The 18,389-nt window shown below is 49.7% G+C and carries 16 protein-coding genes; 8 read left to right on the forward strand and 8 right to left on the reverse strand.

Annotation, left to right across the window (positions count from 1 at the left end; all coding sequences use genetic code 11):
• On the reverse strand, window positions 1–502 hold a 502-nt coding region (gene bcp / locus Q0372_RS10010), incomplete at its 3' end, for a thioredoxin-dependent thiol peroxidase (RefSeq protein WP_298105516.1).
• Window positions 503–869: 367 nt separating this feature from the next.
• Here bcp and Q0372_RS10015 point away from each other — a divergent pair.
• Window positions 870–1,418 (forward strand): NAD(P)H-dependent oxidoreductase, encoded by a 549-nt coding sequence (locus tag Q0372_RS10015; RefSeq protein ID WP_298105519.1) that lies wholly within the window; start codon window positions 870–872, stop codon window positions 1,416–1,418.
• A gap of 422 nt (window positions 1,419–1,840) precedes the next feature.
• On the opposite strand, the gene Q0372_RS10020 is transcribed toward Q0372_RS10015, so the two are convergent.
• The 7 genes from Q0372_RS10020 to Q0372_RS10050 form a co-directional block, all read right to left on the reverse strand.
• On the reverse strand, window positions 1,841–2,095 hold the full coding sequence (locus Q0372_RS10020; protein WP_298105520.1) for a hypothetical protein: 255 nt from the start codon (window positions 2,093–2,095) through the stop codon (window positions 1,841–1,843).
• A 212-nt stretch (window positions 2,096–2,307) separates the two neighbouring features.
• Entirely contained in the window at window positions 2,308–2,733 is a 426-nt protein-coding gene (locus Q0372_RS10025) for a TOBE domain-containing protein (RefSeq protein WP_298026483.1), read from the reverse strand.
• Window positions 2,734–3,201: 468 nt separating this feature from the next.
• Complete coding sequence (locus Q0372_RS10030) at window positions 3,202–3,558, reverse strand: DUF488 family protein (RefSeq protein WP_298105523.1); 357 nt, start codon at window positions 3,556–3,558, stop codon at window positions 3,202–3,204.
• 20 nt (window positions 3,559–3,578) lie between these two features.
• On the reverse strand, window positions 3,579–4,925 hold the full coding sequence (purF, locus tag Q0372_RS10035; protein WP_298105526.1) for an amidophosphoribosyltransferase: 1,347 nt from the start codon (window positions 4,923–4,925) through the stop codon (window positions 3,579–3,581).
• A 52-nt stretch (window positions 4,926–4,977) separates the two neighbouring features.
• Window positions 4,978–5,169, reverse strand: coding sequence for a nucleotidyltransferase domain-containing protein (locus Q0372_RS10040; RefSeq protein ID WP_298105529.1), 192 nt, complete (start codon window positions 5,167–5,169; stop codon window positions 4,978–4,980).
• A 28-nt stretch (window positions 5,170–5,197) separates the two neighbouring features.
• Window positions 5,198–5,959, reverse strand: coding sequence for a 4-hydroxy-tetrahydrodipicolinate reductase (dapB, locus tag Q0372_RS10045; RefSeq protein ID WP_298105532.1), 762 nt, complete (start codon window positions 5,957–5,959; stop codon window positions 5,198–5,200).
• A 50-nt stretch (window positions 5,960–6,009) separates the two neighbouring features.
• Window positions 6,010–9,372: a DUF748 domain-containing protein gene (locus tag Q0372_RS10050; protein WP_298105534.1), complete on the reverse strand. Its 3,363-nt coding sequence runs from the start codon at window positions 9,370–9,372 to the stop codon at window positions 6,010–6,012.
• Window positions 9,373–9,437: 65 nt separating this feature from the next.
• On the opposite strand from Q0372_RS10050, the gene Q0372_RS10055 reads away from it, so the two are divergent.
• The 7 genes from Q0372_RS10055 to carB are packed head-to-tail and all read left to right on the forward strand — an operon-like array spanning window position 9,438 to window position 18,129.
• Window positions 9,438–10,571: an epoxyqueuosine reductase QueH gene (locus tag Q0372_RS10055; protein ID WP_298105536.1), complete on the forward strand. Its 1,134-nt coding sequence runs from the start codon at window positions 9,438–9,440 to the stop codon at window positions 10,569–10,571.
• Between the two features lie 33 nt (window positions 10,572–10,604).
• Complete coding sequence (gene fabZ / locus Q0372_RS10060; protein ID WP_295152775.1) at window positions 10,605–11,054, forward strand: 3-hydroxyacyl-ACP dehydratase FabZ; 450 nt, start codon at window positions 10,605–10,607, stop codon at window positions 11,052–11,054.
• The gene (lpxA, locus tag Q0372_RS10065; protein ID WP_298105538.1) at window positions 11,054–11,842 is read left to right on the forward strand and encodes an acyl-ACP--UDP-N-acetylglucosamine O-acyltransferase; all 789 of its coding nucleotides are present in this window, start codon (window positions 11,054–11,056) and stop codon (window positions 11,840–11,842) included. Before fabZ ends, lpxA begins: the two co-directional genes overlap by 1 nt.
• Entirely contained in the window at window positions 11,842–13,080 is a 1,239-nt protein-coding gene (gene clpX / locus Q0372_RS10070) for an ATP-dependent protease ATP-binding subunit ClpX (protein ID WP_177386944.1), read from the forward strand. The genes lpxA and clpX overlap by 1 nt, the downstream gene beginning before the upstream one ends.
• A 9-nt stretch (window positions 13,081–13,089) precedes the next feature.
• On the forward strand, window positions 13,090–14,124 hold the full coding sequence (locus Q0372_RS10075; RefSeq protein ID WP_005869818.1) for a rod shape-determining protein: 1,035 nt from the start codon (window positions 13,090–13,092) through the stop codon (window positions 14,122–14,124).
• On the forward strand, window positions 14,117–14,866 hold the full coding sequence (gene mreC, locus Q0372_RS10080; RefSeq protein WP_297950248.1) for a rod shape-determining protein MreC: 750 nt from the start codon (window positions 14,117–14,119) through the stop codon (window positions 14,864–14,866). Before Q0372_RS10075 ends, mreC begins: the two co-directional genes overlap by 8 nt.
• Window positions 14,866–18,129 (forward strand): carbamoyl-phosphate synthase large subunit, encoded by a 3,264-nt coding sequence (carB, locus tag Q0372_RS10085; protein WP_298105541.1) that lies wholly within the window; start codon window positions 14,866–14,868, stop codon window positions 18,127–18,129. Before mreC ends, carB begins: the two co-directional genes overlap by 1 nt.
• Window positions 18,130–18,389 lie beyond the last annotated feature (260 nt).

The raw sequence follows: 18,389 nt of genomic DNA on the forward strand, positions 1-18,389 counted from the left end.
CGAGCACCTTTGCCGCGTGATCCTTTGCCTTGACGCTTTTATAGACCTTTAAAATTTTGCCGTCCTTGCCGATCAGAAAGGTCGAGCGTACGATGCCTAGATACTCGCGTCCGTAGTTTTTACGTACCTGCCAGACGCCGTAAAGCTCGGCTACTTCGTGTTTCGGATCGCTTAATAAGACGTGTTTTAGGCTTTGTTTGGCGATAAAACCCGCGTGCGAGCGGACGCTATCGGGACTAACGCCTACTATCACGCAGTCCGCGGCGATAAAATCATCGTACGCGGCGCTAAATTCGCACGCTTCGGTCGTGCAGCCCGGAGTGTTATCTTTCGGATAAAAATACAGCGCGACGTTTTTACCCGCAAAATCTTTTAAGCTAATCGCCGTGCCGTCGGCGTTTTGCAAGCTAAACTCGGGCGCCACATCTCCGGCTTGCAGCGTGATTTTGCGCTCGCGATCCTCTGCGCTAAACTCGTCTTCGATCTGTGTTTTTCTCTGCATATCGTTTCCTTTTTTTGAAATTTTCAGGCTCGTAGCCCAAATCGCGGCTAAATTTTAATCTTTTTTCATAAATTTATCCTTGCTTGGATAAAATTTTGCTCCGTGCCGTAGCTGCACGCGCATTGGACGGATCGTAAGCAGATCGTTCTAGACGAGACTAATCCTGGAAGCTTGTGCTTTACGGCACGCGTAAAAACATTTGTTGCACATGCCTTGAGGCAGTATGGTACGAGAGCGCCTAGTTATCTATCGTGCCACGCAAATCCCATTCCTCACAGGCAAAATAACGCCTTGCTTTCCAACTCCTCTTAATCTACTTTTAGCTTTTTAACGATATGATTCTGCAAATTTTAAGAAAGGAAATAAGATGAAAACGCTAGTGATCTTATCACATCCCAATTTCGCCGCATCGCGTGTGAACAAAGCCCTATCGCAGGTCGCAAAGGGCGCTACCGGCGTAGAGGTGCGTCATTTGGAGGGACTTTACGGCACCGATACTGCGCGTATTGACACCCGCGCAGAGCAAGACGCGCTATTGGGCGCTGAGCGCATCGTATTTTTGTACCCGATGTACTGGCTAAACGTGCCGCCTATGCTAAAAGCTTATATCGACATCGTCTTTTCGCACGAGCTGGTGGGTTCCGGCGCGCTTAGGGGCAAGGTTCTGCAGCTCGCGCTAAGCGCTAGTACGCCGCTTAGCGAGTACTCCAAACAGGGCGCGATCGGCTATAGCATGGATGAAATTTTAACTCCGCTTAAGATCGCGGCAAACTACTGCGGGATGGAGTTTGCTGTGCCGTTTGTCAGCAGCGGGTTTGAGCCTGGAGAGTTTGGTGACGATGCCGTAGAGGCCGCGGCCGCACGCTTCGGCAAACTTTTACGAGGCGAACTAAGTCCCGGCGAGTATCAAATTTAGCAAAGCAAATGCTTGCTATCTGCGGCTACGAGCTGAAATTTTACAAGAGTGATTTTATTCGAGAAATCTACGCCTTTTAACGAGCCGATCGGCAAAAGCTCAAAGTGGATCGAAACACGCTATGGGCTGCTGCGACTAACTAATACGTGTATGCACTCGTTGTAGTCGGTGTTTATTGCCTGCAGGTACAAGCGTATTTAAACGCGCGCATCAGCTGGCTAATGTTGTCATCTATGGAGGCACGAATGCGTTCGGCTCGAAGTCATCGACATAAAAACTCACCATGTTTTATTTGCGCAAGAGTGGTTAAATTTTGCAGCAAGCGGCAAAGCAGGGGGTGAAGTGTGTGCTGTGATCTTTGGATCGGGTCTGGGTTTTGTGAAGCGGTCTCTGTCGCACTTGGAGAGTTTAAATTTTAAAATTTACTGCATCGCGTAGTATTTTGCAAAACATCGCACTACCGCCGCGAAAAGATATGCCGAGCCTGCCGCTGTAAAAGTGTGGTGATCGGTCACTACCGAGCAAAGTAGCGTAGCGAGCGCGCAAATAAAGTCGTTATAACCTAGCGAGGTAGGGCAAGGGCGAGTTTGCGTTTCATAAATATCTCGCGTGAGTGGGCTTGCGTATTGCATGTATGCAAAGCCTGCGCGAGACGCGCACTGCAGCAAATAGGGCAAGACCGCTTTTGGTGTGATTGGGGCTGGATGTCGCGCGGGGTGTATCTGCGCGCATGAGAGAAAAGAGCGCTTATAGCGTTATTTGAGTTGCTACGAAATTTGATTTATCAAAAGAGATTTTTGAAGAAGGAGCAGAATTTATAAAATTCCACTCCTTTATTTTGCGATATTTAAAGCGCGCGCATCGCTGTCGTACGCACCGTTACGCCTGATTATTTTACGCCGACGATGATTTGAGTAGCTTTTATGATCGCGGTTACTTCGTCGCCGACTGCTAGCGCCAAATTTTTAACGGAGCTGTTTGTGACGATCGCGCTTAAATTTTCGCCGCCTGCGGTTCTGACATCGATTTCAGCATTGATTGCGCCCTCTTTAACGGCGGTAATTTTGCCTTTTAGCTGGTTCGCAGCACTTAGGCGAAGATCATTTTCTCCCTTTGAAATGATGACATTTGGGGCTTTGAATAAAAATACCGCCTCTTTGCCTGCTTTTAAATCCAAAGTTTTTTCAGAATCGACCGTAACGGTCGCTTTTAGCACGTCGCCGCCTCTGGTTTTAGCTGTGATTAGCGAATTTACCGCACCTATTTTTACGTCGCTGATTACGACGTGAAGCTGATTTCTAGCACTTATTGCCATAGTTTCTCCTTGTAAAAAATTACGAGCAATGTTAGCGGCAAATCCTTAAATGAAATTTAAAAATGCTGCGTGTAAGAAATTAATTTGATTTGTTGCGAATTTATATTAAGCTCACTTTTTAAATTCCTAGCTTGCATTATGAAAAATAGCGTTAAAAAATAGATGAAATTCTAAATTTGCATATTAAATCGGGTTATTTTCCTTGAAATTTTATTCGCTTTTTATAAAATTCTGCGTTTTTTAGAGCTCTGACGCAAAATTTAGCGTTTGTTTTGCGCATCTGCGAAGTTACATCCGGATAGAAAATTTATCGCAAATCGCGCATGGCAAGGCTTTAAGACCGCTCCGCTTAAGCCTTGTTCGCTGAATTCTATGCCTCGCGTATCGGTTTTACGAGTGGATTGGTGATCGAGGCGTTTTTACATTTGCTTTAAAATATGGCGAGCGGTGCGCTTTGAGCGCAAAATTTCAGTGCACCTTGCTTTGCAGAAAATCGCGCAGAATCATCGCGTGGTTGCAGTGCTCGTCTTTCGCAGCGTATAGCAACGTGACGACCGGCTCGTTTTTAACCTTTTTCAAAAATTCAGCTACGGCGGGATTTTGCTCAAGCTCAGCTAAGTAAAGCTCCTTAAAATGGGCGAAATTCTCAGGCTTATGCGCGAAAAGCTTGCGTATTTCGGTGCTAGGCGTTATGTCTTTTGCCCACATATCAAGCTCCAGCGCGTCTTTTTTTATGCCGCGCGGCCAAAGTCTGTCGCATAGTACGCGAAATCCATCCTCTTCCTCCGCGCTCTCATAGACGCGCTTAATTTTAAATTTTGTCATAGTTTGCTCCTTTAAATTCGCTAATCTTTGATGAAATAATCGCCGTCGAAGCTTACGAGCGAGTATTTGCGCTCGTCCCCAAGCGCCTCTACGAGCTCCGGTACGCTAAGAAACGTGAGGCTGTCGGCGCCTATAAATTTGCAAATTTCATCCGTGCTCATATTTGCGGCGATCAGCTCGCGCACGCTCGGCGTGTCGATGCCGTAGCGCTCGGGATACTTTAGCTCCGGGCTTGCGATGCACATATGCACGCGCGCCGCGCCCGCATGGCGCAGAAGCTCGACGATCTTTTTGCTCGTAGTGCCGCGCACGATGCTATCGTCCACGACGACGACGCTTTTGCCGTGCAGTGCCGCGCCGATCGGATTTAGCTTGAGTTTGACCTTTAAATTTCGCACCTCTTGCGTCGGCTCGATGAAGGTGCGACCGATGTAGTGGTTGCGCACGATCGCCATCTCGAAGGGCAGCTTGCTCTCTTGCGCGAAACCAAGCGCCGCCGGCACGCCGCTATCGGGCACGGGTACGACGAAATCGGCTTTTAAATTTTTACTTTTTCGCGCGAGCGCAGCGCCCAGTTTTTTTCTGACTTCATATACGTTTTTGCCCTCTACGACGCTGTCGGGGCGCGCGAAGTAGATATATTCAAACGCGCAAATTCTAGCCTCCGCAGCTTTTAAAATTTGAACCGAGCTAAACTCATCCTTGCCCTCTTCGAAGATCACCATCTCGCCGGGCTTTACGTCGCGGATAAACTCGGCTCCTACGAGATCAAACGCGCAGGTTTCGCTCGCGACGATGTAGCCGCCGTCTTTTAGCCTGCCGATGCTGAGCGGACGCACTCCGTAGCGATCGCGCACGGCAAACATCTTCGAGCGGCTTAAAATCAGAAGCGAATACGCGCCCACACACTGTTGCAGTGCCTCGATGATGCGGTCTTTTAGATGCTCCTGCTTGCTGCGTGCGATGAGATGCAGGATATTTTCGGTGTCCATGCCAGATTGAAAGATCGCGCCCTCGCTTACGAGCTTACGGCGAATTTCGTCTTTATTGATCAAATTTCCGTTATGAACGATCGAGATCTCCCCTAGAGCGTAGTTGCCGGCAACGGGCTGTGCGTCCTTTAGACTGTCTGCGCCCGCGGTGCCGTAGCGGTTGTGGCCGATCGCGATGTTGCCTTTTAAAATTTCAAAACTCGCGGGACTAAAAACCTCCGTCACGAGCCCCGTGGCTTTGATCGTTTTGATGTGATGGTTGAAGCTTGAGCTGATGCCGCTTGCCTCCTGGCCGCGGTGCTGCATGGCAAAAAGCCCGTAATACGCGGTTTTAGCCGCACCTTCGGAATTTATGACTCCCACGATTGCGCACATTTTCTAACCTCTTAAATTTTATTTTTTAGAAATTTATCTATATTTTGTTTTATCATTGACAGCTCGCCGTCCGGCATTTTGTCGGCGCCTCATCAAATAGATCGGCTGAAATTTTAAACCTCTCGGCGATATTTTCTCCGCCTTTGGCGTAGCTGCCGAATAGCCCGACTTTGTAAATTCCAAAACTTTCAAGCTCGGGCTTTAGCTCGCGCAAAAAATTTAAAATTTCATCTTTAGTTGGCATTTTTTCCTCTTAAATTTAGCCGCAAAGCCTAGATCCCTAAGCAGTCATCGATACCGTAAAGCCCGCTATTTTGCGATGCTAGCCATACTGCGGCCTTTATCGCGCCTCTGGCAAAGGTTGCGCGCGAAGTTGCCGTATGATTTAGCTCGACGAACTCGCCATCGCCGTAAAATCCCACGGTGTGGCGCCCGACTATATCGCCGCCGCGCAGCGACATCACGGCGATCTCGTCCTTGCCGCGCTCGCCGATGAGCCCGTCGCGACCGCTTATGCGCACGTCCTTTAAGCTTAGCTTGCGTGCGCTCGCGGCGCTTTCCGCAAGGCTCATCGCCGTACCGCTCGGAGCGTCTTTTTTGTGGCGGTGGTGCATCTCTAAAATTTCGCAGTCAAAATCGCGCAGGCTCCTGCTGGCAAGCGCTACGAGTTTGTTTAATACCGCGACGCCCAGGCTCATATTCGTAGCGTGTAGTACGGGCATCTTCGCGCCGCATTCGCGCAGTAGCCGCTCGCCCTCATCACCCAAAGCCGTCGTGCCGATGCAAAGCGGCTTTGGGTGCGAAAGCGCAAATTTCATTAAGCTTATCGCACCGTCTCGGATCGTAAAGTCTATCACGACGTCGCAGCTGCTAAAAAGCTCGTCGTAGCTGCGGCTTGCGGCGCAGCTCGGCGTATAATCAAGCAGCGCGACCGTGTAGATCACGCTTGCTCGCGCCTGATCGAAATTTTTCAGGCATTCGTAGATCATCGTGCCCATTCTGCCGCTTCCGCCATGAATTCCTATATTTATCATCGCCGTTCCTTTAAATTTAGTTCGCTTAGTATAGCCAAATTTTGCTTACGCTAATTTTCAAGACCCAGGTTTAGCGGGATAAAGCTGTTTTGTTTTAGCTCCGCTTCGCTCGGCTTTTTGATCTCTATGCGAGAGGCGCTTACGCCGCGCTGCACGAGTGCTGATTGTACGGCGGCCGCTCTGGCAAGGGCTAGCTCATCAAGACGGGAGCGGGTAAATTTCTGCGCGCTTATCAGCTCCTCCATCGCCTCATCGCCGCTAGCTTTGATGCCGTATTTGACCTTAAGCGCCGCTATGGCTTCATCCGTGGAGAGGCCTTGCTTATTGGACATCAGCGTGAGGGCATTTTGCAGCGAGCGCCTTTGAAACTCGTGAGTATCGAGCTTTTCGTTATACGCAGAGTTTAGAATGATCTTAAGATCGGGCTTAGCTTTTGCGACCTTGGCAAGATCATCGATTTTAGAGCTTTCGCTGATTAAAATTTCGCTGCTTGCCGCCTCAAAATCGATACTTTCCAGCTTTTTCGTATCCACGCCCGCGATCTTTCCCATAAATCTAAACGGGCTTAGCACGATGTCCGAGAGTAGCTTTTTGATCGCACCCCAAACTAGCGCGCCGTAGCTAAATTTCGGATCGCTCAGCGCACCGCTTAGAGGTAGGCTAATATCGATCTGATCGTCGCTGTCCTTTAGGATCGATACCGCTAGCCCGATCGGAAGGCTCAGCGCATCCTTGCTCTGCACCTCTTTGCCAAGCTCGAAGCGGTCTAAATTTAGATCGTTGCTTGCATTCAGCTTGCCGTCTTCGATTTTGTAGGCAAGTTTTAAATTTAACTTGCCGCCCGCGATTTCGTTGCCGATATATTTGGCGGTATAGGGCGATGCGGGCACAAGCGGGATCTCCTTTAAAACGACGCTTATATCGCTTTTGCGTTTAAAATTCAGCGGATAGGCGCGCGCCGTGATGCTCGCTAGCCCGCTTCCGCTTACGAGCGAGCTAAGCTTGATATCCGCCGCTCGCTTCGGACTGATCTCGCTGATGCTTGCTTTCATATCGCTGATGCGCAGTTTAAAGGGCGCCGCTAGGCTCTCGTCGGTGAAATTTAAACTTCCGCCGCTAAGCGAGATATTTTTTACGCTCCACGCAAAGTTTGCCCCGTTTTTTGCGGATCTGCTAGGTACCGCTTCGGCGGGCTTTGTGGTCTGTTTTGCCTGCGCGGCGGGCTTTATCAACGAGAGCAAATTTAAACGCCTGTCTTTATTTAGCGAGATATTTGCCGAGGGTGAGCCAAGAGCGATCTTGTTTAGCGTGAGGGAGCTTGGGCTTAGCGCGATTTGCGCGACATTCAGCGACGCAAGGGAGAAAATTTTATCCCTACCAGAGCTTAGCGCCAAGCCCTTGCCCGATAGCTTCGCTTCGAGCGAGAAGGCGCTTGAAAGCTTCAACTGCCCTTGTGTAGCGAGCTCGCCGGCGATGGAGCCCGTGATAAATTCCGCTGCATATTTGTTAAAAACGCCCAAGTTCGGCGCATTTAGGCTAAAGTTCACGCCTACGTTAAGCGGCGCGATGCTAGCCTTGCCGTCCGCGCTAGCGGTGATTTCGCCCGTGATAAGGCTTGCTTTGATGCCGAAGGGCTCGGCGAAATTTGAGCTTAGCCCGCTTAGTGTGGCGCTGAAATCCTTGATCTCGTGCACGTTGTTTTTAATGATAAAGCTCTCGCTAATCTTAGCCTTTGCGCCCGTTACGGAGGCCTCGCCGATCTTAAATTTTAAAGCGGGGCTTTTGGCAGGCTTTTTAGAATCCGAATTTGCGCCGCTTGCCGTAGAGTTTGCATCCGTAGGGTTTGCATCGCCCGCGCTCACCGTTTTTTTAGAGCCTGCAGGATTTTTAGAGATCGCGCTTAAGATCGCCAGATCGTTTATGCTTTTGGCGCCGTTAACGCCCACTTCCGAGTTGAAAAACGGCTCGTTTAGCAAAATTTTATCCACGCCCAGATCGAGATCCGCGACGTTAAATTTCACTCCCTGCACGCCGAAGCTTTCAAATCCGCTAAAAATTCCGTTTTTGTTTGCGATTTTGGAGTTTGAAATTTTAGCAAATTTTAGACTTGCGCCGTTTTGCACGCCCTCCTTGTCGTAGCTAAACGTGCCCAGCTCGGTTGCGGCGAGTGAAATTTTATCGCTGCGCGCTAGCGTAATCTGCGTATCTGCGATATTAAAGGCGCCAAAGCCCGTATGAAGGGCTGTATCGTTACCTTCGGCGTTAAATTTTAAGAAATTTTCCGTGATTTTAGTGTCGTTTGAAACGACCGAAATTAGTGGGTTTGCAAAGCTTGAGCGGTTTAGATCTACGCTTTTTACGGCGGAGTTTAGCCGCAAGCTCGAGCCCGTTTTATTAAAATCCAGCGCAAAATCCGCGACCCGCGCGCCCTCAAAGCCCGTGGAAATTTTGGTTTCGCCCATATCGTATTTTGCGCCAGAAACTAGCACTTGCGGGATTACCACTTTGCCTGAAATTTCATTCGAAACGTCCGTATTCAGCTCAAAGCTCGGGATTTTCAGCGAGCCTAGCGAAATTAAGCTTTGATCTTGCAAAATTTCTAGGCTTTGCAGCTCGAGCTTTGAGTTTTCAAGCGCAAATTTTATATTTTCATCAAGGCTCAATCGGTAATTTAGAGTAGCGGAAAGGAAGCCGTTTTTAAACCGCACGCCGCTAGGATCGAGGTACGATAGCCAAAACGGATCAATTTTTAGCCGCGAGATATCTACCTTGCCGTGTAGACGAAGAGGCGCCAGGTCGATAGCTCCATCGAAGCTCAGCGCGTCGTATGTACGCGAAACGGCGCTTAAATCGTGCTCGCCGATCGTTTCGTCCTTTAAATTTAGCCCGTTGATCTCATAATTTAGCTCGGTCGAGATGAGCGAAAACGGCCTTTTCAGGGAGTTATCTACGTAGCCCAGAGAGCCGCGCTCGATCTTAAAATTATTCAGCGTGACGTTGAAGCTGGAGTTTTCATCCTTGTTTTCGCTCTTTTGCTCCGAAAGTAGCGGCTCAAAATTGAAGGTGCCGTTTTGCTCGCGCTCGACGTGGAATTTAGGGGATTTAAGATGTAAAATTTCTACCGCAAGAGTCTTTTTAAAAAGCTTTGAAAAACCGATTTTTAGATTTATCTCGTCCGCGCTAAACAGCGGCTTAAAGGTGCTAAGCTCCGGTTTGGTGACGTTTAGCTCGTAGGTAAAGGGGTTAAATTTGGCGTCCTGCACGCTAAAGCTTGCTCTGCCCTCTAAAATTTTAGGCAGCGCCTTTTCGATAAAAAGCGGCACGCCGAAAAAGCCTGCGAGCACGTAAAATAGCGCAAATCCGCCCAAGCCGCAAGCAAACTTACGTCGGTGTTTTATAAAAAAATTTTTCATTTTTCCGCTCATTAATTTTGATAGCGTAAAATTATATCCAAAAATTTCGTGCAAAGGGTTAAAATTTGCTGGTCCACATCTGCTGCTCGGTCGATTGCGATTATTTTTTGCGCCGCTTAAAAGAGCTCACGCAAGAGCCGCTAATAGGCTATTTCTACGATCCAAACATCCACCCCTACGGCGAATACGTTCTTAGAATGCACGACGCGAAGCGGGTTTGCGAGAATTTAGGGATTAAATTTATCCTGGGCGAGTATGATTTTCAGGGCTGGCTAGACGGTGCGCGCGAGCTTGAAAACGAGCCCGAAAAGGGCGCGCGCTGCGAGTTCTGCTTTGATTTTCGCATGCAAAAAACGGCCGAGCTCGCGCTAGGCCTAGGCGAGCGCAAAATCACCACGACTCTTTTAATGAGCCCCAAAAAATCGCACTCTCAGCTTTGCGCCTCATTGCAGCGCATTTGCGAGCGCTGCGGACTGGAGTTTATCGCGCCCGATTTTCGCAAAAACGGCGGCACGAACGAGCAGTTTGCGCTCGCGAAAAAAGACGCGCTCTATCATCAAAACTACTGCGGCTGCATCTACGCGCTTGCTGCGCAGCGAGGTGAACAGCGAAAGGCTGAGCGAAATTCGGGAGGAAGTCTGACGGCGGATTTGAAGCAAAATTTAGCCCAAGGCGCCGAAATTTACGAACTAATATCGCCGATCGATCGGCAGATCCTGCCCGCTTCGGTAGAGGAGAAGTTGAAATTTTACAAAAAGCTTTGCTCGCTCGAAAGAAAAGGGGTTAAATTTAGCGTGCTGCGCGATCGGTTTTTAAACTACCGCTTGCTCCGTGCATGGATTAAATTTGACGAGCGTGTAGTGCCCTCGTTTGTGCTATTTGGCTCGCATTTTACGCGCGAAAACGTGAGCTTTAGCATAGAGCGCGAGTGCAAAATTTTTTGCAGCGACAAAGACGAGATTAAAATTTTAAACCTGGCGAAATTTAACGAAATTTCAAGATCAAATTTCAAAAGCGTATCCGAAATGCTAAAAAACCCGCCGAGTCTAGCGCGCCAAAATAAAACTCGCGCCGCCCTGTGCGCTGCGGGCTCGCTCTCGCCGATCATCGTCACGGACGAGATAAGAGCCGCCAAAGTTCAAATTTACGGGCTCTCGCGCATATTTTTAGACGTTAGGGAAATTTTAGTAAGAATTTGATAAGATTCTAAAATTTCTAAAAAAGGCAGATCAATGATAGATATAAACGAAATCCTCTCCATCCTACCTCATCGTTTTCCGTTTTTGCTGATAGATCGCGTCGAAGAGCTCAGCATAGGCGAAAGTATCAAGGCCTATAAAAACGTAACCTACAACGAGCAGATCTTTCAGGGCCACTTCCCCGGCCATCCGATCTATCCGGGCGTAATGATAATCGAGGGCTTAGCACAGGCGGGCGGCGTGCTGGCGTTTAAGAGCATGGAGAAAGACGGCGTAGATCTAAGCGATAAAGTTGTGTATTTTATGAGTATCGACAACGCTAAATTTAGAAACCCGGTCCGCCCCGGTGACAAGCTTGAGTATCGTATCAGTGTAATCAAACACCGCGGACGTATCTGGGTGTTAAAGGGCGAAGCCTACATCAACGACGGCGCCACACTGGCCGCGCAGGCTGAACTTCAAGCGATGATAATGGATAAATGATGGCTAAAGTTCACCACACGGCGATCATCGAGGACGGCGCGCAGATCGGAGCCGAGGTTGTGATCGAGCCGTATGCTTTCATAAGCGCGCAGGCGAAAATCGGCGACGGCTGCACGATCAAGCAGGGCGCGCGCATCATCGGCGATACGCAAATCGGCGAGAACTCTAAAATTTTTTCATACGCGATCGTGGGCGAAATTCCGCAAGATATGAGCTTTGAGGATGGCGAGCGCACGGGGTTAATCATCGGCAAAAACGCTACGATTCACGAGTTTTGCACTATCAGCTCGGGCTCGCATAAGGGCGACGGATTTACGCGCATCGGCGATAATCTATTTATGATGGCGTATTGCCACATCGCGCACGATTGCGTGTTGGGAAGCAACATAATCCTAGCCAACAACGCCACGCTCGCAGGCCACGTCGTAATGGGCGATTATGCCGTTATCGGCGGGCTTACCCCTGTGCATCAGTTCGTTCGCATCGGCGAGAGCTGCATGATCGCAGGGGCTAGCGCGCTTAGTCAGGACGTGGTGCCGTTTTGCCTAGCCGAGGGCAACCGCGCCTATATCCGCGGGTTAAATTTAACGGGCATCCGCCGCCGCTTCGATAAAGAGACGGTCGAGACGATAAATCGGGCGTATAAATTTTTATTTAACCAAGGCAGGGGCTTAAAGCAGCAGGCGCAAATTTTATTAAACGAAACGAGCGATCAAAACGTGCGCAAGATGTGCGAGTTTATAATCAACACAAAACGCGGAATTCCGCTAGATAAGGGTAAAATTTAATGGCAAATAAGTGCAGTTTTTGCGGTGAGACGGGCGCGGACGGACGTCGTATCTATCCTAACGACGACGGTACGGCGGCTATCTGCAGCTATTGTATCGATATGGCATACGCCGCCATCCACGGCAGCGAGGGTCAAAATGAGGCGATACAAAATCAAAATAAAGAGATTGATTTCGAAGCTATCAAGCCAAAGGCGCTGATGGAAGTGCTAAATCGCTATGTCATCGGTCAGGAGCGCGCTAAGAAAATTTTTAGCGTCGGCGTTTACAACCACTATAAAAGAATTTTCAGACAGACCGACGCAAAGGGTGACGATACCGAAATTTCAAAATCAAATATCTTGCTTATCGGCCCTACCGGCAGCGGCAAGACGCTTATGGCGCAGACCTTGGCGAAATTTTTGGATGTGCCAATCGCCATTAGCGACGCTACGAGCCTAACGGAAGCGGGCTACGTCGGCGAGGACGTAGAAAACATCCTCACCCGCCTTTTGCAGGCCGCGGACGGCGACGTAGAGAAGGCGCAGCGCGGTATCGTATTCGTAGACGAGATCGATAAGATCGCGCGAATGAGCGAAAACCGCAGCATCACGCGCGACGTAAGCGGTGAAGGGGTACAGCAAGCGCTTCTTAAGATCATCGAAGGAAGCGTCGTAAATATCCCTCCAAAGGGCGGCCGCAAGCATCCAAATCAGGACTTCATCCAGATCGATACTACTAATATCCTATTCGTCTGTGGCGGTGCGTTCGACGGGCTAAACGAGATCATCAATCGCCGCATCGGGCAGAACGTGCTCGGATTTAACCAAACCAAGCGTAGCAAGAAAGAGAGCTTAAATTTACTAAATATGGTCGAGGCTGACGATCTGGTGCATTACGGCATAATCCCCGAGCTCATCGGGCGCTTGCACGTAGTAGCTACGCTAAATGAGATCGACGAAAAGGCGATGGTTAGAATTTTAACCGAGCCGAAAAACGCGATCTTAAAACAATATCAAAAGCTCTTTGCGATAGACGGCGCAAATTTAAAATTTGACGACGACGCGCTAAGGGAGGTCGCGAGCCTTGCGATTAAGCGCAAAACGGGCGCGCGCGGACTTCGCAGCATAATCGAGGAGATAATGATCGATATTATGTTCGATCTGCCTGAGCTTAAGGGCTATGACGTCATCATCTCAAAAGAGGTCGTAGACGGCGTCTCCAAGCCGATACTTGTAAAACAAAATTTAACTGCATAAAGGGGATAAATGTTACTTGATTCGATTCTAGGATTATTTTCAAGGGATATGGGCATCGATCTAGGCACGGCAAACACGCTCGTGCTGCTAAAAGATAAAGGCATCATCATCAACGAGCCGAGCGTCGTCGCGGTACAAAACGAGCGCTACGGCAAGCAAAGGATCATCGCCGTAGGCGCCGAGGCTAAAGAGATGCTCGGGCGCACTCCGGGCGATATCGAAGCGGTGCGCCCGATGAAGGACGGCGTTATTGCGGATTTTGATATGACAGAGAAGATGATTAGATATTTCATCGAAAAGACCCACAAGCGCCGCTTTTTCGTAAGTCCGCGCATCATCATCTCGGTTCCTTACGGACTAACTCAGGTCGAGCGTAAAGCCGTGCGCGAAAGCGCGATGATAGCGGGTGCGCGCGAGGTTTATCTAATCGAAGAGCCGATGGCTGCGGCAATCGGTGCGGGACTTCCCGTAAATGAAGCGCGCGGCTCGCTGGTCGTGGATATCGGCGGCGGTACCACCGAGATCGGCGTCATCTCTTTGGGCGGTATCATCAGCGCTAAATCCGTTCGCGTCGCGGGCGATAAGATCGACGCAAGCATCGTTAATTACGTCAAAGAAAAATATAGTCTACTTATTTCGGAACGCGCGGCTGAGGAGATTAAGATCAAGATCGGTACGGCGGTGCAGCAGCAAAAAGATCTTACATACACGGTCAAAGGAAAAGACCAGATCAGCGGGCTTTTAAGCTCGGTCGATCTTACGAGCGAGGACGTTAGAGAGGCGATCAAAGACTCAATCAGAGAGATTGCAGATGCGTTAAAATTTGTCCTTGAAAGCATTCAGCCCGAAGTCGCCGCCGACATCGTCGAAAACGGCGTCGTGCTAACGGGTGGCGGTGCGCTCATTCGCGGATTAGATAAGTATCTAAGCGACACCGTAAAGCTTCCGGTTTTCGTCGCGGACGAACCGCTACTGTGCGTCGCAAACGGCACGGGAAAAGCCCTAGAAGAGATAAAATCGCTAAAACAAGCGGCAAATGACTAATCTCAAACTCCTTCTCGTCGCGGTTTTGCTGGTAGCCGTTTCGCTTACGTTCGGCTCATATATCCACGGCAAATTTATCGGATTTGCAGGAGGAATTTTAGAGGTTTATTACGGCGTGAGTGATCGGGTAAAAAGCGCTGTAAACGAGCATTTTAACCAAGCAGAGACGATCAAGGCTTTACGAGAAGAAAATGCCGAGTTAAAAAAATCGGCGATGCTGCTTAGTACGTTCGCGGGCGAGCTGAATAAAATTTTGATCGATAAAAACAGCTCCGTCTACGAGCCCAAAGTCCAGCTCGTAAAGGCGCTGAGCTACGCGAATCTAAACGACTACAACAAATTCTTTGTAAATTTTGAAAATTTTAACCCAAACAAAATTTACGGCCTCATCAGCGAGGGCAAGACCGCAGGGATTTTAGTAAATAAAGACGGGCGCCCACTTGCGATCTTACAGCGCGACGAAAAGAGCAACTTCTCCGTTTTCATAGGTGACGCTCAAATTCCTGGCGTCGCAGGCGGCGAAAATAACGAGCTCGTGGTTAGATACATCCCGCAATGGCTCGATCCCAAGGTAGGCGATGAGGTCTTTACGAGCGGGAAAGATGAAATTTTCTTTGCCGGCGTACCGGTAGGAAAGGTTAAAGAGATTCAAAACGGGAAGCTATACAAAAGCGCCGTCGTAGAGCCCTACGTGAGCTCCGAGATGCCGGCGTTTTTGTATGTCGTTACAAAGGAAAATTGATGCCCAAAAGAGATGATATTAAGACGATTTTACTGATTGGCAGTGGCCCGATCGTAATCGGTCAGGCGTGCGAGTTCGATTACAGCGGCACGCAGGCTGCCAAGACGCTAAAGAGCCTCGGATATCGCGTAGTGCTAATAAACTCTAACCCCGCTACCATTATGACCGATCCCGATTTTGCCGACGCTACCTATATCGAGCCGATCACCAAAGAGAGCATTTTGCGTATCATAAAGCGCGAGGGCGTCGATGCGATCCTACCTACGATGGGCGGACAGGTCGCGCTAAACGTCGCGATGGAGGCTTACGAAAGCGGCGAGCTAGGGGGGGTGAAATTTCTAGGCGCCAAGCCTGAAGCGATCAAAAAGGGAGAGGATAGGGTAAAATTTAAAGAGGCGATGATTAAGATCGGAATGGATCTGCCTAAATCCAAATACGCTTACAATATCGAAGAGGCGATGGCGGCTGCAAATGAGATCGGCTTTCCGCTCATTATCCGCGCAAGCTACACCCTAGGCGGCGCAGGCAGCGGCGTAGCATACAATATCGACGAGTTTAAAGAGGTCGCGCAAAATGGGCTAGACGTGAGCCCGATAAATGAAATTTTGATCGAAGAGAGCCTGCTTGGATGGAAAGAGTTCGAAATGGAGGTGATCCGCGATCATAAGGACAACTGCATCATCGTCTGCTCGATCGAAAATTTCGACCCGATGGGGGTGCATACGGGCGATAGCATCACGGTTGCGCCCGCTCTTACACTTACCGATAAAGAATACCAGGCGATGCGCGACGCAAGCTTTAAAATTTTACGCGAGATCGGCGTGGATACGGGCGGCTCAAACGTGCAGTTTGCGGTAAATCCGCAAACGGGGCGGATGATCGTCATCGAGATGAACCCGCGCGTAAGCCGCAGCTCGGCTCTCGCGTCCAAAGCCACGGGTTATCCGATCGCCAAAGTCGCTACGATGCTGGCGGTGGGCTTTAGCCTGGATGAGATCAAAAACGACATCACCGGCACGCCCGCAAGCTTTGAGCCGGTGATCGATTATATCGTTACTAAAATTCCGCGCTTTGCGTTTGAAAAATTCCCCGGCGCAAACCCGTATCTAGGTACTGCGATGAAGAGTATCGGCGAGGTGATGGCGATCGGGCGCAGCTTTAAAGAGAGCATTCAAAAGGCGCTTTGCTCGCTGGAGAAGGGCTACTTCGGCTTCGTGGAGCTAAATTTAAGCGAAAAAGATCTCATCTTCGGGCTTCGCAACGCGCAGCAAGATAGAATTTTATACATCGCCCAGGGATTTAGAATGGGCATGAGCGTGGATCAAATTTACGAGCTTAGCAAGATCGATCGCTGGTTTTTGAGCCAGATCGAGCAGATAGTAAAATTTGAAGAGCGCATCGATATGGAGATCATCAACGACGCGGCGCTTTTAAGGCAGGCCAAGAGTTGGGGTTTTAGCGATAAGATGATCGCAAATTTGATCAACAAAAAGGACAATCTGGGCCTTACGCAAAACGACATCCATTTTGCCTGCGCCAGACAGGCCATCGGCCTTGAATACAACGAAGTAGATACCTGTGCAGGCGAGTTTGCTGCGCTTACGCCCTATCTATACTCCAGCACCAACATAACGCCCGCCATCGCAAGCCGTAAAATTTCAAAAGATAACAAAAAGGTCCTCATCATCGGCGGCGGTCCGAACCGCATCGGGCAGGGTATCGAGTTTGACTACTGCTGCGTGCACGCTAGCTACGCGCTACGCGATATGGGGATCACCACGATAATGTATAACTGCAACCCAGAAACCGTCAGCACCGACTACGACACGAGCGATATTTTATACTTCGAGCCGATCGATTTCGAGCACGTTAGAGCGGTCATCGAGGCCGAGAACCCCGACGGCGTGATCGTGCATTTCGGAGGTCAAACGCCGCTAAAGCTCGCCAAGCGCCTAAGCACCGTGGGAGCAAAGATTATCGGCACGAGCGCGCGCACGATAGACGTAGCGGAGGATCGCAAAAAATTTAGCGAGTTTATCGCAAACATCGGCGTTAAGCAGCCCAAAAACGATACTGCCGTAAGCGAAGCCGAAGCGATCGAAAAGGCCGCTGCTATCGGCTATCCCGTACTCGTGCGCCCTAGCTACGTACTCGGGGGTCGCGCGATGCGGCGCGTGCATAGCGAAGCCGAGCTTAGGCTGTATATGAGCGAGGCGGTGCGCGTGAGCGATCACTCGCCGGTGCTTATAGATAAATTTCTACTTGACGCGACAGAGCTTGATGTGGATGCGATCTGCGACGGACGCGATGTGTATATCGGCGCGATAATGGAGCATATCGAAGAGGCGGGCATTCACAGCGGCGATAGCGCGAGCATCTTGCCGCCGCTTAGCCTAAGCGCGGAGATGATCGATCTGGTAAGCCGCCAAACCAAAGAGATCGCGCTAAATCTCGGCGTCGTGGGGCTTATGAACATTCAATTCGCGATTTTTGAAAACGAGCTTTACATCATCGAGGTAAATCCGCGCGCGAGCCGCACCGTGCCGTTTGTGAGCAAGGCGAGCGGAATTCCGATGGCAAAGGTCGCTACCCGCGTAATGTGGCAAGGAGGCTTGCGCGAGGCTTTGAAATTTTACGACGAGTTCGGCGTGCTAGTTGAAGAGAAGGGAATTTTAAAGCCGCGTATTAAAAACCATATCTGCGTCAAAGAGAGCGTCTTTCCTTTCAACAAGCTTGCGGGCGCGGATCTGATCCTGGGGCCTGAGATGAAAAGCACCGGCGAGGTGATGGGCATCGGCGAGAGCTTTGCCAAAAGCTTTGCCAAATCCCAAATCGGCGCGAGCAACGCGCTTCCAAGCGGCGGCAAGGTGTTTTTGTCATTAGCTGATCACGACAAACCGCGAGCCGTAGAGCTTGCACGCGCGTTTACGAGCGCAGGCTTTAGTATCGCGGCTACGAGCGGCACTCACAAGCTGCTGAGAGAAAACGGCGTAGAGTGCGAGTTTGTCTATAAAATCAGCGAGGGCCGCCCAAATATCGAGGATAAGCTCAAAAACGGCGAAATTTCGCTCGTCATCAACACTAGCGACAGCAAATCAAGCTCCACCGACGCCGCGAAGATCCGCCAGAGCGTGCTGCGCTTTAGGCTGCCGTATTTTACGACGATGAAGGCGGCGATCGCCGCTACGCGCTCGATCTGCTCGATAAAGGACGAATCCGCGCTTGAAGTTAAAACGCTACAGGAGTATCTAAGCGGCAAGTAGCATCTTACAAGAATCATAAATTTAATCATTGAGTATTTTGGCTTAGTGGTTAAATTTTACGATTTAAAATTCTAGGGATATGAATATATAAGTCAAAATAGGCTTTTGTAGTCCATGTTAGAAATCAGCTCATATATATCAGGTATTAAAATCCTCGTCGTCGACACAGCTCATCGTTCATTACCATTGAGAAGAGCATCTCGTTATCGAGATAATATGTCTGATAAATATATTTAATGCCAGCATCTTTTGCTTTCGAG

The organism is uncultured Campylobacter sp. (assembly GCF_937997405.1).
GTDB lineage: Bacteria > Campylobacterota > Campylobacteria > Campylobacterales > Campylobacteraceae > Campylobacter_B.

Bases quoted from the DNA above. Each gene is read 5' to 3' on its own strand.
- Q0372_RS10075 (WP_005869818.1), top strand. From the start codon at position 13,090: ATGTTACTTGATTCGATTCTAGGATTATTTTCAAGGGATATGGGCATC.
- clpX (WP_177386944.1), top strand. From the start codon at position 11,842: ATGGCAAATAAGTGCAGTTTTTGCGGTGAGACGGGCGCGGACGGACGT.
- Q0372_RS10040 (WP_298105529.1), bottom strand. From the start codon at position 5,169: ATGCCAACTAAAGATGAAATTTTAAATTTTTTGCGCGAGCTAAAGCCC.
- Q0372_RS10015 (WP_298105519.1), top strand. From the start codon at position 870: ATGAAAACGCTAGTGATCTTATCACATCCCAATTTCGCCGCATCGCGT.
- Q0372_RS10030 (WP_298105523.1), bottom strand. From the start codon at position 3,558: ATGACAAAATTTAAAATTAAGCGCGTCTATGAGAGCGCGGAGGAAGAG.
- lpxA (WP_298105538.1), top strand. From the start codon at position 11,054: ATGGCTAAAGTTCACCACACGGCGATCATCGAGGACGGCGCGCAGATC.
- dapB (WP_298105532.1), bottom strand. From the start codon at position 5,959: ATGATAAATATAGGAATTCATGGCGGAAGCGGCAGAATGGGCACGATG.
- mreC (WP_297950248.1), top strand. From the start codon at position 14,117: ATGACTAATCTCAAACTCCTTCTCGTCGCGGTTTTGCTGGTAGCCGTT.
- purF (WP_298105526.1), bottom strand. From the start codon at position 4,925: ATGTGCGCAATCGTGGGAGTCATAAATTCCGAAGGTGCGGCTAAAACC.
- Q0372_RS10050 (WP_298105534.1), bottom strand. From the start codon at position 9,372: ATGAAAAATTTTTTTATAAAACACCGACGTAAGTTTGCTTGCGGCTTG.
- fabZ (WP_295152775.1), top strand. From the start codon at position 10,605: ATGATAGATATAAACGAAATCCTCTCCATCCTACCTCATCGTTTTCCG.
- carB (WP_298105541.1), top strand. From the start codon at position 14,866: ATGCCCAAAAGAGATGATATTAAGACGATTTTACTGATTGGCAGTGGC.
- Q0372_RS10025 (WP_298026483.1), bottom strand. From the start codon at position 2,733: ATGGCAATAAGTGCTAGAAATCAGCTTCACGTCGTAATCAGCGACGTA.